This window comes from Cellulosimicrobium sp. NPDC057862 (genome assembly GCF_042797035.1).
In the GTDB taxonomy this organism is placed as follows: Bacteria; Actinomycetota; Actinomycetes; order Actinomycetales; family Cellulomonadaceae; genus Cellulosimicrobium.
In genome coordinates, this window is sequence record NZ_JBHVMH010000026.1 from 23,744 (window position 1) to 39,259 (window position 15,516).

At 75.6% G+C, this 15,516-nt stretch carries 11 protein-coding genes; 10 read left to right on the plus strand and 1 reads right to left on the minus strand.

From position 1 onward, the window contains the following. Nucleotides 1-109 precede the first annotated feature (109 nt). The 7 genes from pnuC to ACFVN3_RS19640 all read left to right on the plus strand — a co-directional run bounded on the left by pnuC (nucleotide 110) and on the right by ACFVN3_RS19640 (nucleotide 8,913). Entirely contained in the window at nucleotides 110-751 is a 642-nt protein-coding gene (pnuC, locus tag ACFVN3_RS19610) for a nicotinamide riboside transporter PnuC (RefSeq protein WP_378234670.1), read from the plus strand. After that, the gene (locus ACFVN3_RS19615) at nucleotides 748-1,875 is read left to right on the plus strand and encodes an AAA family ATPase (protein WP_378234671.1); all 1,128 of its coding nucleotides are present in this window, start codon (nucleotides 748-750) and stop codon (nucleotides 1,873-1,875) included. The genes pnuC and ACFVN3_RS19615 overlap by 4 nt, the downstream gene beginning before the upstream one ends. Nucleotides 1,876-1,957: 82 nt before the next feature. After that, nucleotides 1,958-3,565 (plus strand): ATPase, encoded by a 1,608-nt coding sequence (locus ACFVN3_RS19620; protein ID WP_378234672.1) that lies wholly within the window; start codon nucleotides 1,958-1,960, stop codon nucleotides 3,563-3,565. Beyond that, the gene (locus ACFVN3_RS19625) at nucleotides 3,541-4,791 is read left to right on the plus strand and encodes a hypothetical protein (protein ID WP_378234673.1); all 1,251 of its coding nucleotides are present in this window, start codon (nucleotides 3,541-3,543) and stop codon (nucleotides 4,789-4,791) included. Before ACFVN3_RS19620 ends, ACFVN3_RS19625 begins: the two co-directional genes overlap by 25 nt. Then, nucleotides 4,788-6,764 (plus strand): hypothetical protein, encoded by a 1,977-nt coding sequence (locus ACFVN3_RS19630; protein ID WP_378234674.1) that lies wholly within the window; start codon nucleotides 4,788-4,790, stop codon nucleotides 6,762-6,764. The genes ACFVN3_RS19625 and ACFVN3_RS19630 overlap by 4 nt, the downstream gene beginning before the upstream one ends. Next, nucleotides 6,754-7,365, plus strand: coding sequence for a hypothetical protein (locus ACFVN3_RS19635; protein WP_378234675.1), 612 nt, complete (start codon nucleotides 6,754-6,756; stop codon nucleotides 7,363-7,365). The genes ACFVN3_RS19630 and ACFVN3_RS19635 overlap by 11 nt, the downstream gene beginning before the upstream one ends. Nucleotides 7,366-7,386: 21 nt before the next feature. Further along, nucleotides 7,387-8,913, plus strand: coding sequence for an AMP-binding protein (locus ACFVN3_RS19640; protein ID WP_378234676.1), 1,527 nt, complete (start codon nucleotides 7,387-7,389; stop codon nucleotides 8,911-8,913). Nucleotides 8,914-8,917: 4 nt separating this feature from the next. On the opposite strand, the gene ACFVN3_RS19645 is transcribed toward ACFVN3_RS19640, so the two are convergent. Further along, nucleotides 8,918-9,643: a hypothetical protein gene (locus ACFVN3_RS19645; RefSeq protein ID WP_378234677.1), complete on the minus strand. Its 726-nt coding sequence runs from the start codon at nucleotides 9,641-9,643 to the stop codon at nucleotides 8,918-8,920. Between the two features lie 288 nt (nucleotides 9,644-9,931). Here ACFVN3_RS19645 and ACFVN3_RS19650 point away from each other — a divergent pair, with 288 nt between their 5' ends. The 3 genes from ACFVN3_RS19650 to bsh all read left to right on the plus strand — a co-directional run bounded on the left by ACFVN3_RS19650 (nucleotide 9,932) and on the right by bsh (nucleotide 15,426). Further along, nucleotides 9,932-13,555 (plus strand): S8 family serine peptidase, encoded by a 3,624-nt coding sequence (locus ACFVN3_RS19650; RefSeq protein WP_378234678.1) that lies wholly within the window; start codon nucleotides 9,932-9,934, stop codon nucleotides 13,553-13,555. Between the two features lie 104 nt (nucleotides 13,556-13,659). Beyond that, a complete protein-coding gene (locus tag ACFVN3_RS19655; protein WP_378234679.1) occupies nucleotides 13,660-14,346 on the plus strand; it encodes a DUF4241 domain-containing protein in 687 nt (228 codons plus the stop codon). A gap of 132 nt (nucleotides 14,347-14,478) precedes the next feature. After that, nucleotides 14,479-15,426 (plus strand): choloylglycine hydrolase, encoded by a 948-nt coding sequence (bsh, locus tag ACFVN3_RS19660; protein ID WP_378234680.1) that lies wholly within the window; start codon nucleotides 14,479-14,481, stop codon nucleotides 15,424-15,426. The last annotated feature ends 90 nt before the right edge of the window (nucleotides 15,427-15,516 follow it).

The following is a 15,516-nucleotide window of genomic DNA, read 5'->3' on the forward strand; positions in this document are numbered from 1 at the left end:
TCGTCCCGACCGTAACGCCCCGCGGGCTCACCTGCCCCCTAGCGCGGCGCACGTCACAGTGCCGTCGCGGCCGCCGGCGGTCCGCGGCGCGCCCGTAGAGTGAGCGCCCGTGAGCGTCGAGGAGATCCTGGGGTTCGTCACGGGCGCCGCGTGCGTGTGGCTCGCGGTGCGGCAGAACGTGTGGACGTTCCCCGTCGGGCTGGCCAACAACGTCGTGTTCCTCGTGCTGTTCACCGGCACCGGCCTGTACGCGAACGCCGGGCTGCAGGTCGTCTACCTCGTGCTCGGCGCGCTCGGCTGGTACTGGTGGCTCCGGGGCGGCGAGGACCGGGGACGGCTCGTCGTGCACCGCACGCCCCGCGCGGCGTGGGTGGTCGGGCTGGTCGCCGCCGCGGCGACCACGGCGGCGCTCGTCGCCGTCCTCACCACCTGGACCGACTCCGCGGTGCCGTTCTGGGACGCCCTGACGACGTCGTCGAGCCTGCTCGCGCAGACGATGCTCGGGCGCAAGTGGATCGGCAACTGGTGGGTGTGGATCGCGACGGACGTCGTGCTCGTCGGGCTCTACGCGAGCCAGGGCCTGTGGCTCACCGCCGCGCTCTACGTCGGGTTCGTCGCGCTGTGCGTCCAGGGTCTGCGCGAGTGGTCGGCGGCCCGGCGCGACCCGGGCGTCGGGCTGGCCGCGAGCACCGCCGGGCCGGGAGCCGTGGGCCTGGCCCCCGTGCCCGACGACGCGGAGCCGGCCCGGTGACGCGGCTCGCCCACGGCCTCGTCATTGGCAAGTTCTACCCGCCGCACGCCGGCCACGTGCACCTCGTGCGCACCGCGCTCGCGCGCTGCGAGCGCGTCACCGTCCAGGTGCTCGCCTCGACGAGCGAGTCGATCCCCGCCGCGCTGCGCGCCGCGTGGCTGCGGGCCGAGGTTCCCGGTGCGCGCGTCGTGCACGGGCTCGACGACGCGCCCGTCGACTACGCCGACCCGCACGCGTGGGACGAGCACGTGAAGGTGATGCGCTCGCTCCTCGACCCGGACGACCCGCCGGTCGACGCGGTGCTCACGTCGGACCGGTACGGCGTCGAGCTCGCCCGGCGGTTCGACGCGACGTGGGTCCAGGTGGACCCCGACCGCCGCCACCTGCCCGTGTCCGGGTCGGCCGTGCGGGCCGACCCCGCGGCGCACTGGTGGGCGCTGCCCGCCCCGGTCCGGGCCTGGTACGTGCGGCGCGTCGTCGTGCTCGGCGCCGAGTCCACGGGCTCGACGACCCTCGCGACCGACCTCGCCGCCCACCTCGGGCTCGACCCCGTGCTCGAGTTCGGGCGCGAGTGGTCCGAGGCCCGGCCCGGCGGTCTCGCCGCGCCGTGGCACACCGCCGAGTTCGACCTCGTCGCGCGCGAGCAGGCCCGCCGCGAGGACGCCGCCGCCGCGACGTCCCCCGTCCCGCTCCTCGTGTGCGACACGGACGTGCTCGCCACGACCCTGTGGCACGAGCGCTACGTGGGCCACCGCTCCCCGACCGTCGAGGCGCTCGCCGCGACCCGCCGCCCCGACCTCTACGTCCTCACCGGCGACGAGATCCCGTTCGTCCAGGACGGCCTGCGCGACGGCGAGCACGTGCGCCACGCGATGCAGGACCGGTTCCGCGAGGTCCTCGCCGCGACCGGACCGCGCCTCGACGACCCGGCCGACGTCGTGCAGCACCTCGGCCCCGCCGAGCTCCCGACACCGGACGGTGGGCATCCCGGCGTCCCCTGGTTCGAGGTGCGCGGCGACCGGACGAGCCGGCTCGCCCAGGCGCTGGCCGCCGTCGGGCCGCTGCTGGCCACTCCGCGCCACGTCGCCGCCCCGCTCCCCCAGGCCGGTACCGACGCCTTCTGATCCCCTGCCCCGCCCCGGCGAGCCCCGCGGACCGGGCACGGACGTCCCCGCGACCCGCGCAGGACGGTGGCAGGATCGGCCCGTGACCGATCTCGAGCACGTGTCCTCCGCGCCGACCCGGCCGCAGCCCGCGGGGCAGGGCGGCGCGCGCGACCCGTTCGCCCTGGGCGTCGACGACCTGTTCGGCACGCCCGTCGCCGAGGCGGTCCCCGACGACGGCGCGGCGCCGAGCGGTCTGCCGCTCGACGAGAAGCTGCGCCAGGCGTACTTCTGGGTCGTCAACCACGCGATCATCAGCCCCCACTACGACGTCGAGTTCGCGGCCCCCGGCGCGCGCGAGACGAGCTTCCGTCTCGGCGACTCCAAGGCGCTGCTCACCCTGCCGAGCGACCAGTCGTACTCGAGCTTCGTGCTGCTGCCGCTCCTGACCTTCGCGGTGCGCGGGCGGTGCCTCATGATCGGCGGGCCGGGCCGCGGGAAGACCGCGAGCGCCGTGCTCATGGGCGTCCTCGCGGGCTACCCGGTGCGCGACGTGCGCCGCGCGATGCAGCACGGGCACCCGCAGCTCACGGTGTCGGACCTGTTCGGCACGCCGCTGCCCAAGGACCTCGTGCAGGCGGACAGCCTCGCGGACGTGGACGTCGCCTGGCGGTCGTGGCTCGGCATGCGCGTGAAGATCGTCGACGAGTACAACCGCATCCCGACGCGCACGCAGTCGGCGCTGCTCACGGTGCTCGCGGACGGGTACGTCGAGGTCTACGACCAGGTCTACGAGACGGGCGACGCCGCCTGGTACCTCACGGCGAACGACGACGCGGGCGGCGGCACGTACCAGGTCGTGGACGCGCTCCGCGACCGCATCGACGTCGTCGTGCACGCGATGCCGTTCAACAACCGCTTCCTGGGCGACCTCGTCGCGCGCGCGGAGCGGCGCGTGCGGCCGGAGGAGAACGTGCCGCCGGAGATCGTGTTCGACGCCGCCGAGCACGACGCGCTGCACGCCGCGATCCTGGCCGTGCCGTTCCCCGAGCCGGTGCGCCGTCGCCTCGAGTTCTTCGCGAGCCAGCTCGAGGTGCTGGAGCGCGCGGGGTGGCAGTTCGAGTACCGGACCAAGGACACGGCGCGCGTCGCCGGCGTCGACCCGCACCTCGTGGCGACGGCGGACACGGGCCGCGACCGCCTGGGCGACGTGGGCGCCCAGACGCTCAACGGCCTGTCGGTGCGCGCGCTCCAGTCGCTCGTCGCGTACGCGAAGGCGATGGCGTACTTCCGCGGGGACACCGAGGTGGAGCTCGCCGACCTGCGCGCGGTGCTCCCGTTCGTCCTGCACGACAAGCTGCTCCCGGACCTCCAGTCGGCCCCGTTCGACGACCGCGAGCGCGAGCCGCTGCGCTCGGACCGCGTGTCGTGGATCCGCGACCTGTTCGACACGGCGTGCCGGCAGTACGACGCCGCCGGCCTGGACGACCAGGACGACGTCGGGGCCGTCCTCGCGGACGTGGCGGCCGGGTTCGAGGGGCTGCCCGAGGCGGACGTGCTGCGCCGGCTCGCCCGGATCGAGCAGGTCCTCGCGTCGTGGGAGAAGCACGCCAAGCTCCACGGCCACGTGTACGAGGACGCGCTCGCGCTCAAGTACGCCCACCAGCGGTACACGAACTACCTCGCGTGGCTGCGCTGGAGCGGCTCGTGACCGGGGTCGCCACCGGTCCCGCCCCGGTGCCCCGCGAGGTCGCACCGGCCGCGTTCTCGTCCCGCGCGCTGGCGGCGCGCGAGCGCTACGACGCGGCGCTGGCCCGCGCCCTCGCGCTCGGCGCGGACCGGGACGTGCTCGCCGAGGCGGTGCGCGAGGCGGCCGTCGCGGCGGACCCCCTCGCCGGCCCGCTCGGGGCCGACGCGTTCGCGGCGACGTGCGACGCGCTCGTCGACGCGGTCGCGCGGCTCGTGGCGGCGCGGCGCTGGCGCGTCGGCGGTCCGGAGCGGCACGCCGTCCTCGACCTGGTGCCGCGCCTGGGGCCGTGGCTCGCGGCGGCGCCCGCGGTCACGGTCGCGGCCGTCGTCGACGGGGCGCGCGCCGTCGGCGGCGGGCCCGGGTCGCGGGGTGACGTCGCCGGCTGGGCGACGCGCGTCGTGGCCGCGTCCGAGGCGTCGCCCGCCGCGGAGCCAGGTGCCCGGGCCGGCACCGTGCGGGGCGCGGTGCTCGTCGCCGCGTGGCGCAGCGGGCTCGTGCGCTACCGGGACACGGCGCTCGACGCCGCACGCTCGCTCCCGGAGCCGGTCGCGCGGGCGGCGCTCTCGCTCCCGGCGACCGGCGCGGACACGCGGACCGGCTCCCCCGACCTGCGGGCCGTGCTCGACCGCCACGCCGCGGACCCGTGGTGGTGGCCCACCGACGGCGAGGGCGGGGAGGACGACGGACCCGCCGGCTCGAGGTGGGTCCGCCTGCCGGGTGCGCCCGGTGCCGCCCAGGTCCTGGGGCAGTTCGGCGGCTTCCGCGGGTTCGGCGGCCCGTGGCGGTCGCCCGCGCTGGTCGTCGGTGCCGACGCGCGCCACCCGGGCCTGCGCTGGGTGCTGCTCTCGACCGGCGACGGCCCGCCGGCCGGCGACGCCGCGGCGACCGGCGACGAGACGGTCGAGTGGACGCTCGTCGCCGACGTCCACGGCGCGTTCGTCGCGCGCGCCCCGGGTGCCGGCGACCACGCCACGGGCACGGTCACCCCGCCGGGGCCCGACGCCGCCGACCAGGGCCTCCACGGGTCGGACCACCGCCCCGCCGGTCGGGGCGCGGCCGAACCCGCCCGCGAGGACGTCCTGACGGACGTCAGCGGCGCCGCGGTGGTCGAGACGCCGTCCGGCCGGCTCGCGCTGGTGAGCCGGACCGGCTCGTACGACGTCCTCCTCGTGCGGTGGCCCCGGTGAGCGCGGCGGCGCCGGACCGCCCCGGCGCGCCGCCCGACCTCGACGCGCTGCGCGAGCGGTGGCACGCCGCGTGGCCCGAGGCGCTCGCGGCCTGGGGGCGGTTCACGCGCCTGGGCGCCCCGACGCTGCACGGCCCCGGCACCGCCCCGGAGGGGGTCGGGTCGTTCGCGTGGTTCTCGACGACGCGCGTGAGCGTCCACGTGGACCTCGCCGAGGTCGTGGAGCTGGGCATCGAGGACCACGCGGTCGCGGTCCTCGCGCACGAGGTGGGGCACCACGTGCTCTCCCCCGGCGACCTCACGACGAGCGCGCTCCTCGTCGCGCGCACGCGTGCCGGGCTCGTGGACCAGGACCAGCTCGCGCCGCTCACCGCCAACCTGTGGAGCGACCTGCTCATCAACGACCGGCTCCAGCGCCGCGCCGGGATTGACCTCGCCGGGCTGTGGCGCGCGCTGGGTCCGGGGACGAGCACCGTCATGCAGACGGTGCTGCGCGCGGACGAGATCCTCTGGGGCCTGCCGCGCGGCGATCTCACCGCGTCCGACGTCCCGGTGGCCGAGCGCGAGGCGACGCTCGTGGCGCGGCTCGTGCGCGCCTACGCGGACGACCCCGTCGGCGGCGCCGCGGGGTTCGCCGCGCTGCTGCGCACGCTGCTCGCGTCGGAGGCGGGGTCGCTGGCCACCGCGAAGGACTCGCGCCGCCAGGCACGACCCGAGCGCGGAGACCGAGAGGCCCGCCGGCGCCACCTCCGGCGTCGGCGGTCCACGCTGCCCCAGGTGGTCTGCGGCCAGGACGAGGTGGCCGGGGCGGTCCCCGGCGGGCTCGCGACGGACCCGCGCGCCGTCGAGCCGGTGCGCCACCCCGCGCTCGACCCGCGCGTCGTCGGGGACCTCGGGCTGGGCGCGGACGACGACCCCCCGGCGCGACCGGACACCACCCAGCACGCCCCCGGGACGGACCGCGAGGGCGCGCACGATGCGACCGGCCAGGCCCTCGCGCCGGCGGATTACGACGCGACACTCCGGCTGCTCGGGCTCACGACGGACGCCGCGGCGTCGGCCCGGCGCTGGTACCGCGAGCACGCCGCGCCCCTCCTCGTCCCGTTCCCCGTGCGCGAGCACGTGCGTGCCACGGAGCCGCTGCTCGGCGCGAACGAGCAGTGGGACGTGGGCGACGAGCTGAGCGAGGTGGACTGGACGGGGACCCTGCTGCGCTCGCCCGTCGTCGTACCGGGGTTCACGACCGTGCGCCGGTCGGTCGACGAGGACACGGGCGACGAGCCCGACCGCGTGCCCGTCGACCTCGACCTCTACCTCGACTCGTCCGGCTCGATGCCGGACCCGACGCGGCGGGTCGCGCCGATCGCGCTCGCCGGGGCCGTCCTCGCGCTCTCGGCCCTGCGCGCCGGCGCTCGCGTGCAGGCGACGACGTGGAGCGGGCCGCAGCAGGTCGCCGGGACGGACGGGTTCGTGCGCGACGAGGACCGCGTGCTCGACGCGGTCGTCGCGCACTTCGGCGGGTCGACGTCGTTCCCGGTGCCGCTCCTGGAGCGCACGCACCTCGGCGACCCGGTCACCGGGGCCCCGCCGACGCGCACGCGCCCGTGCCACGTCGCCGTCATCTCCGACGACGGCGTCGTCTCGATGTTCGACGACGTCGTCCGGATCCGGTGGGGCGCTCGCCCCGACGCCGAGCTGGTCGCGCCGCACGAAGGCACCGCGGCGCGCGCCGTCGCGGCCGCCGGGGGCGGGGGCACGCTCGTGCTGGACGTGGCGGCGAAGGGCGCCGAGACGGTGCGGGAGTACGCGGTGGGCTACCGGGTCCACGCCGTGCAGACCCAGGAGGACCTCGTCGCGTTCGCCCGCGCCTTCGCGCGCGAGCTGTGGGGCGCCTCGACCGGCGCCCCGGCGAGCACCTCGACGAGGAGCGCGACAGCGAGCAGCCGACCGGAAGGAGCCCGTCGTGGCCGATGACCTCACCCGCCCCACGGTCGAGGGCCCCGCGCTCGCCGACGTCGTGCACCGCCTGGCCGACACTCCCCCGGACGTGCTGGACCACCCCGTGGTCGTGGCCGCCGCGCTCGTCGGCGACACCGCGGACCTCCTCCTCGGCGACGGCGCGGTCGGCGTGCTGCGCGGCCCGCAGCGCGCCGCCGTCGAGGCGCTGTGCACCCACGCCCCGTACGCGGCGCTCGCCGGGACGGTCTGCTGGCTCCTGCGCGACGAGCACCTGCGCGCCGCGCCCGCGTTCCGGGCGGCCGCGACGCCGGGCGCGCTCGTCCGGGTCGTCGAGCAGGCCGTGCCCTCCCTCGCGCTGCTGCGGACGCCGGACGACTGGCTGCACGCGCCCACGGCGCGCGAGGAGCTGGCCCGCGCCGTGCTGCGCGAGCTCGGGCTGCGGCCCGCGGGCGAGAGCCCCGAGGTGGCCCAGGACCGGTGGACCGCCGTGAGCACGGCGGAGCAGCGCCGGATCGCTCACGAGATGGCGCAGGAGGCGCGGCGGGCCGAGCAGCTCGCGCGCGAGCTCGCGGAGAAGCGCGCCAAGGAGGCCGCCGCGCAGTACGCGAACTACTAGCGATCTCCTGACGAGGACCCCATGACGACACCCGACGACGCCCCCGACCTCACGCTCGACGAGTACGCCCCCGGCGCGGCGGTCGCGCTCACCGACGCGGAGCGCTGGCCCACGCTCGACGACGCCGGCCGGGCCGCGCTCGACGCCGTGCGGGACCACCCCGCCGCGCCCGCCTGGGTCCACGTCACCGGCGACCGGCTGCGCCCCGACGACCTGCCCGTGCTCGACGAGGTCGCGGCCCGCCTCGCCGCCGGCCGCCCCGACGCCCGTGCCGACACCTGCGCCGAGGACCGGGGCGCGCCGCCCGTCACCGCGGACGGGTCGCCCCTCGCACCGCCCGCGTGGGTGCGCGCGCTCGTCGACCGCGCGCACGCCGTCGTGCCGCGGTACCGCCGGGCGCGCGACCGCGGGGAGAGCCGGGCCGGGTCGCCGCTCACCGCGGTCCGTCCCGTCACGCGCGACGACCTGCGGCACGACGTGGCGTCGTTCGTCCCGGTGGACGTGCCGCTCGGCCGCGTGCTCGAGGGCACGAGCTCCGGCAGCACGGGCGCGGCGGTCCGCGTGCCGCTGCACCCCGTGGCCGTCGCGGCGGACCTCGTGCTCCTGCAGCACCTCGTCGCGAGCACGGGCGCCGCCTGGGAGCCCGCGCCCGGCCGCCTGGGCCTGATGAACCTCGTGGACCAGCGCGAGGCGTTCACGTACGCGTCGGCGATGACCGGGTTCCGGCGCGGACCCGGCGTCGCCGCTCCGAGCATGGCCCGCGTGAACCTCGACCCCGGTGCGTGGACGCGCCCGGGCGACCGCGCGGCGTTCCTCGCGGCGCAGGACCCGCAGGTGGTGTCGAGCTCGCCGCTGCCGCTCCTCGCGCTCGCCCGGCTCGCGGAGGAGCAGGGCCTCGCCCTGCACCCGGTCGCGCTCGTCAGCGGGGCCGCGCACCTGTCCGACGTCGCCCGCGCGCGCCTGCGCGCGACGTGGGACGTGCCCGTCGTGGACCTCTACGGGCTGCGCGAGACCGGCGCGGTCGCGGCCCGCACCGACACGGGGCCGTTCGTCGTCGTCGCGGGTCGGCGCGTCTGGGTCGAGGTCCTCGACGACGACGGCGTCCCGGTCCCCGACGGCGACCTCGGCGAGGTCGTCGTCACGGTCGACGAGAACCCGTACCTGCCGCTCCTGCGCTACCGCACCGGCGACCGCGCGCGGATCGTGCGGCGCGGGGAGCGGGTCGAGCTGCACGACCTCGAGGGCCGGTCCCCCGTGCGCTACCTGCGGCCCGACGGCGCGTGGGTGCCGTCGGTCGACGCCGCCCAGCACCTCCAGGCCCATGGCATGGCCGCGTGGCAGCTCCACCAGTCGGCCGACGGGAGCGTCACGCTCGACGTCGTCCCGGACGCCGCGGGCGAGGCCGGGGCGCGGTCCGCGCGGGCCGCGGGCGACGCCGTCGGGCACCTGCTGGGGCGCCGCGTCACCGTGCGCGAGGTGAGCCCGGCCCGGCTCGGCGCCGGCCGGGCGCGCCGCTGGTCCAGCGACGTGCCTGGCGGCGCCGCGTGACGTCTCAGCCGAGCTGGCCCACGGGCCGGTAGACGACCGAGGAGGCCCGGTTGTCGAACGTGCCCAGCGTCGCGCAGTGCGGCGTGCAGTTCTTCTTGGCACCCGCGTAGCTGTACGAGTCGTAGAGGGTCACCCAGCAGCCCGCGTAGGTCGTCGCGGAGGTGACGACGTTGTTCATGAGCAGGTTCGCGAGGTTCGGGAAGCCGTAGGTCGAGCCGGTGTAGCACCCGTTGGTGCCCGACCCGTAGAGCACCTTGGACGCTCCCTTGTAGTTGGCGTCGCGCCACAGCACGCCCAGGACGAGCGAGCCGGCGGCAGCGGCGGTGGCGCGCTCCGTCCCGGCGAGCCGCTGCCCGGGCGGGGCGGACGACGCCGACGCGTTGAGGTCCGAGACCAGGACCTCCACCTCCGCCGCCGTCGCGTCGGCGAGCCGCGACGGGGCGACGTCGCCGCCCGAGACGAACTCGAGCGCCTCCTCGAGCGAACCGAAGCACACCTCGGGCGCGGGCGGGAGCGTGTCGGGGTCCTGGCCGGGCAGGAGCGGCTGTGCCTCGACCGCACAGCTCTCGCCGGTCGAGACCTGCGCGTCGGTGGCGGGGTCGGCACCGCGGTCCCAGGTCACGACCCGCAGGTCCGGCTCCGACGCGAGGGCCGGCGCTGCGGCGGCGGCGCTGAGGACGAGTCCGGCGACGAGCGCGGCGGACAGGACGCGGAGCGAGGATCTGGTCATGGTTTCTCCTTCTGCGTGGGCCACGCCCCCGGGTTCGCACCCCGTGGACCTGCCGCGGGAAGGGGACTCCCACAGGACGGCCACGTCCTGTGACCCCGCCCGCATCGTAGAGCGTGCCGCCCCCGTTGTCTCCGGCTCGTCGCCGGCACCGGCGCCCGCCGCTGGGCAGGTCGGGCACTCGTTGGTTACCGTGCTCGGGTGGCCTCCGTCCCACCCGGGCGAGACCGCTGGGAAGGACCCATCCACGAACCCTTCGCCGAACCGGCCCTGCCGGGGAGATGAGTGTCGATGAAGCACCGTTCTCTACCCGTGTCGCTGACCGCTGCCGCCGCGAGCCTCGCCGTCGTCGCCGCGGCCGCCGCACCCGCCGTCGCGGACCCGCCGCCCGACCCCGGGGACTCCCTCGGCGTGCAGTCGGGCGCGTCCCTCGCCCCGACCGACAAGGTTGCCCCGTCCCTCGCGAAGGCGACCGGCACCGTCACGGCGTTCGTCGAGCTCGACGCGCCGTCGGCGGTCGACCTCGCCGCGCAGGGAGCGAGCCCCGACGAGGTCGAGGCCAACGCGCAGGAGGTCGCACAGCTCGCGGACGACGTGGTCCCGCAGCAGGCGACCGCCCGCAGCGCCGGCGCGCGGAACCCGCAGCAGGTGTCGGTGACGAGCACGCTCGTCGCGGGCGTCGTCGTCACGGGCGACGCGGCCCGGGTGCGTGACCTCGCGCGCGACACCTCGGTCGTCACGGTCTACCGGATCATCCCCAAGAAGCCCGCGAACAAGGGCACGGACGTGTTCACGCGGGCGCTCGAGACGTGGCAGAGCACCGGCCTCACCGGCGAGGGCGTGCGCATCGGCATCATCGACACGGGCATCGACTACACGCACAAGGCGTTCGGCGGCCCCGGCACCCAGGAGGCGTTCGACGAGGCCTACGGCGACCGCGGCACCGGCCCGGTCCCCGACGGCACGTTCGACGAGCTGAAGTTCCTCGGTGGGCACGACTTCGCGGGCTACGACTACGACGCGAGCGGCACCGTCCCCGGCACGTCGCTCGTCCCGACGCCCGACGAGAACCCCATCGACTCGCTCGACTCGGTCGGCTCGGGCCACGGCTCCCACGTGGCCGGCACGACGGCGGCGTACGGCGTCACCGCCGACGGCGAGACGTTCGACGGCGACTACTCGACCCTCACCGACATCTCCGACTGGCAGGTCGGCCCGGGCTCCGCACCCGAGGCGGGCCTGTACGCGCTCAAGGTGTTCGGCGACCTCGGCGGCTCCACCAGCGTCGTCGTCGACGCGCTCGAGTGGGCGGCCGACCCGAACGGCGACGGCGACCTGTCCGACCGCCTCGACATCGTCAACCTCTCCCTGGGCTCCGACGGCTCCCCCGCGGACGACCCGGAGAACCTCTTCATCGACCAGCTCTCGCGCCTCGGCACGCTGTCCGTCATCGCGTCGGGCAACGCGGGCGACGTGACCGACGTGGGCGGTTCGCCCGGCAACGCGCGCACCGCCCTGACGGTCGCCAACTCGGTCGGCGACACCCAGACGTTCGACGCGGTCCGCGTCGACGCGCCGGAGTCGCTCGCGGGCCCGTACCCGGCCCAGAACTCCCAGAGCTACGCGGGCGGCGCGGACGTGACCGCACCGGTCGCGTTCGTCGCGGACGACTTCTCCGGGTGCCAGGCGTTCACGCCCGAGCAGGCGGCGGCGGTCGACGGCAAGATCGCGTTCCTCTACTGGGACGACAACGACGCGACGCGCGCGTGCGGCAGCGCCGCGCGGTTCAACAACGCGCAGGCCGCGGGCGCGGTCGGCGTGCTGCTGTCCTCCGAGCTCCCGTCGTTCGTCGCAGGCATCGCGGGCAACGCGGGCATCCCCGGCGCCCAGCTCACCGGCCCGAGCCACGACGCGCTGCGCCCGGCGATCGAGGCCGGCGAGGTCACGATGACCATCGGCCCGTCGCTCGCGCTGTCGTCGTTCGTCTCGATCCCGGAGATCGGCGACACGCTCAACAGCGGCTCGTCGCGCGGCGTGCACGGCTCGCTCGGCGTCGCCAAGCCCGACGTCGCGGCCCCCGGCACGGGGATCGCGTCCGTCGCGTCCGGCCACCTGGACGGCGCGAGCATCAAGTCCGGCACGTCGATGGCGACGCCGCACGTCGCGGGCATCGCGGCGCTCGTCAAGCAGGCGCACCCGGGCTGGGCGCCCGCCGAGGTCAAGGCGTCGGTCATGAACACCGCGACGCACGACGTCTTCACCGGGCCGTCGGGCACGGGGACCGCCTACGGCCCCGAGCGCGTGGGCTCCGGGCGCGTCGACGCCGTCGACGCGGTCGCCAACACGACGCTCGCCTACGCGTCGCAGGACTCCGACCAGGTGTCCGTGGCGTTCGGCGTCGTGCCGGTCGGCAAGGACACCGTCACGGTGCGCAAGACCGTGACCGTGCAGAACACGGGCGACGCCCCGAAGACGTACGCGACGAGCTTCGCGCAGTCGAGCACCGCCGGCGGCGCGACCGTGTCGGTCGCCCCGGCGTCGGTCACCGTCCCCGCGGGTCAGCGCACGGTCGTCACGGTGACGCTCACCGCGGACCCGACGACGCTCGCCAAGGAGCTCGACCCGACGTCGTCGGACGACTCCGGCCTCGGCGTGCCGCGCGACTTCGTGTCGTCGGTCAGCGGTCGCGTCGTCCTCACCCCGACGGACGGTGGCGCCGCCCTGCGGGTCCCTGTCCAGGCCTCGCCGAAGCTCGTGAGCGACCTGTCCGGCAAGCCCGTCGCCTTCCCGGGCAGCGCGACGACCGCGGACCTCGACCTCGACGGGCGCGGCGTGGCATCGGGCGGCTGGACGTCGATCGTCGCGCCGTTCGAGCTCAAGACGACGAGCCCTCGCCTCGAGGCGGACGCGGCGGTCGGCGCCTCGGCGTCGGCCATCGCGGCGGCCGACGTGCGCGCGGTCGGCTTCACGTCGACCGCGCCGCAGGTCGCGGCGGACGGCGGCGACCCCGCCGACGGCGTCATCGGCATCGGCGTCGCGGTCGACGGGCAGTGGGCGAGCCTCGGCTCGGTCTCGATCCCGGCGGTCGAGGTGGACGTCGACTCCGACGGCACGGCCGACTTCGAGGTCGCGGCGATCAAGTACAACAGCGAGACGGACCTCACCCTCGCGGCGACCTTCACGCTCAAGGACTGGACGGCGCCGGACGGCACCGACTACGAGGCCGGGGACAACATCGACCTCCAGCCGATCAACTCCGTGTGGGGGGACGTCGACACCTCCGTGTTCGACAACAACGTCGTCGTGATCCCGGTGGGCATCGGGTCGCTCGGCATCGAGGAGGGCGACGTGCCGACCTTCCAGGTCCTCACGTACTCGCCGTACTCGCAGGCCGCCGACCAGCTCGTCGACGCCACGGAGACGTTCACGGGCGACCCGTACGACCCGGCCTACTGGTTCGACGGCGGCGACCAGCTCCTGTTCGTCGGGGCCGACGACACGTCGATCCCGGTGCACCGCTCGGAGGCGGCGGCCGAGGCGGGCAGCGGCAAGCTCCTGCTGCTGCACCTGCACAACGCGACGCCGACCAAGCGCTGGCAGACCGTGGACGTCACGACGTCCGCCGTCGTCGACGCGACGGTCACCGCCGAGGCGCGCTGCCTCGGCGGCAAGGCGCACGTCGCGGTCCGCGTGCTCAACGAGTCGGGCGCCACGGCCGACGTCGTCGTCACCACGCCGTACGGCGAGAAGACGTTCCCGAACGTCAAGGACGGCAAGAACGCCTACCAGTCGTTCTCGTCGCGCTCCGCGTCGTTCGACGCCGGCTCCGTGACCGCCACGCTCACCGCCGAGGTCGACGACGAGGAGGTCACGACGACCTACGACGCCGACTACGAGGCGCTGAGCTGCTCCTGAGCCGAGCACCGCACCGCGCGAGGGCCGTCACCCGTCCGGGTGGCGGCCCTCGCCGCGTCCGGGGTGGTGCGGCCTCGACGGGCGTCGCCGGATACGCTCGCGACGTGAGCGACTTCCCCACCCCTGACACGTTCTTCGCCCTGCGCCCCGGCCCCGCCGCAGGGACCGGTGCCCCGAGCGGCCCGGGCCTGCGCCTCACGGTGCACGACCTGGGCGAGATCGTCGTGCCCAGCGGCCGGCTCGAGGCGTCCGACCCGTTCACGCTGCTCGGCGAGGGACTCGTCGTCCAGGTCGAGCCGGGCCGGTACCCCGTGCGCGTCACCGTCGCCGACGTCTCCGACGAGCAGGACGGCTCCCACCTGCGCGAGGCGTACCTGAGCGTCGTGCTCGCCGAGGGCGACGTGGCGGCCGTCGAGCCGGTCGTCCCCGAGGGCGCCGACGGGCCTCCCGAGGCCGGTGCCGCCTACGGCGTGCCCGTGGACGCCGGGACGGTCGCGTTCACGGACGCGGACGCCGTCTCTCGCCTCATGCCCGACGGCGACTGGTACGACGAGGTGTTCGACGACGGCACGGACACGAGCTGGTTCGCGCTCACCGACTCGCCCGACCACCTGCGCGAGGGGTCGGCGAACATCCTGCTCCCGGGTGCCCAGGAGGGCGAGAACGTCGTGCTCTCCCACTCGGGGTGGGGCGACGGCTTCTACCCGCTCGTGCGCACCGTCGCGGCCGACGGCACCGTCCTCGGCCTGCACCTCGACCTCCTCGTCGCGCTCCCGGACGAGGACGACTGACCCACCGCGCCCCTCGGAGGGTGCCTCCCGTTCGCGGACCGCGCGGAACCCGGTGACCATGGGAGGACGGGTGCGGCGCGTCGTCGCGGCACGACTGCCGCCGGTCGCCCCGACGACGACGGGGGCATCGGCATGTGCACGGGGATCAGGTTCTCGGACGACCACGGTGGCGCGTACCTCGCGCGGAACCTCGACTGGACGAGCGGCTACGGCCAACGGGTGGTGCTGACCCCCACCGGGTACGCGTCGCGGTCGCCGTTCGGCGCGGTGCGCGCGATCGAGCACGCGACGCTCGGCATGGGCATCGTCGAGGACGGCACTCCCCTCTACTTCGACTGCGGCAACGACGCCGGGCTCGCCGTCGCCGGGCTCAACTTCCCCGGGTACGCGAGCTACGCGCCCGGGCCCGTGGACGGCTCCGTCAACGTCGCCGCGTACGAGTTCCCACTGTGGGTGTGCTCCCAGTTCTCGACGGTGGACGAGGTGGAGGCGGCCCTCCGGGACGTGGTGGTGGTCGACCGGCCGATCAACGAGAAGTACCCCAGCTCGCTGCTCCACTGGATCGTCGGCGACGCGACGCGCGCGATCGTGGTGGAGCACACGAAGGACGGCATGCAGGTCTTCGACGACGACGTCGACGTGCTGACGAACCAGCCAGGGTTCGCGTGGCACCACGAGAACCTGCGCAACTACCTCAACGCCTCGCCCGAGTTCCCCGAGGAGACGGTGCTGGGCTCAGCACACCTCACCCCGTTCGGCTCGGGGTCGCACATGCGCGGGATCCCCGGGGACTACTACTCGCCGTCCCGGTTCGTCCGCGCCGCCTACGTCAACGCCCACTACCCGACCCAGGAGACCGAGGCGGCCAACGTCAGCCGCGCGTTCCACACGCTCCAGCAGGTCGCGATGGTCGACGGCTGCGCGGCGATGGGGTCGGGCGATTTCGAGATCACCCTCTACACGGGCCTCTTCTCCTCGCGGACGACGACCTACTACTGGAACACGTACGACGACCCGGCGATCCGGAGCGTGGCCATGGCCGACCATCCCGCGGACGGCACGGAGCTCGTCCTGCCCTAGGTGTACTGACCCGGGACGTTGTTCACGCGGTCGATGGGGCGTAGGCCGCCGATGCCGGTGTGGGGTCGTTCCAGGTTGTACCGGTCCAGC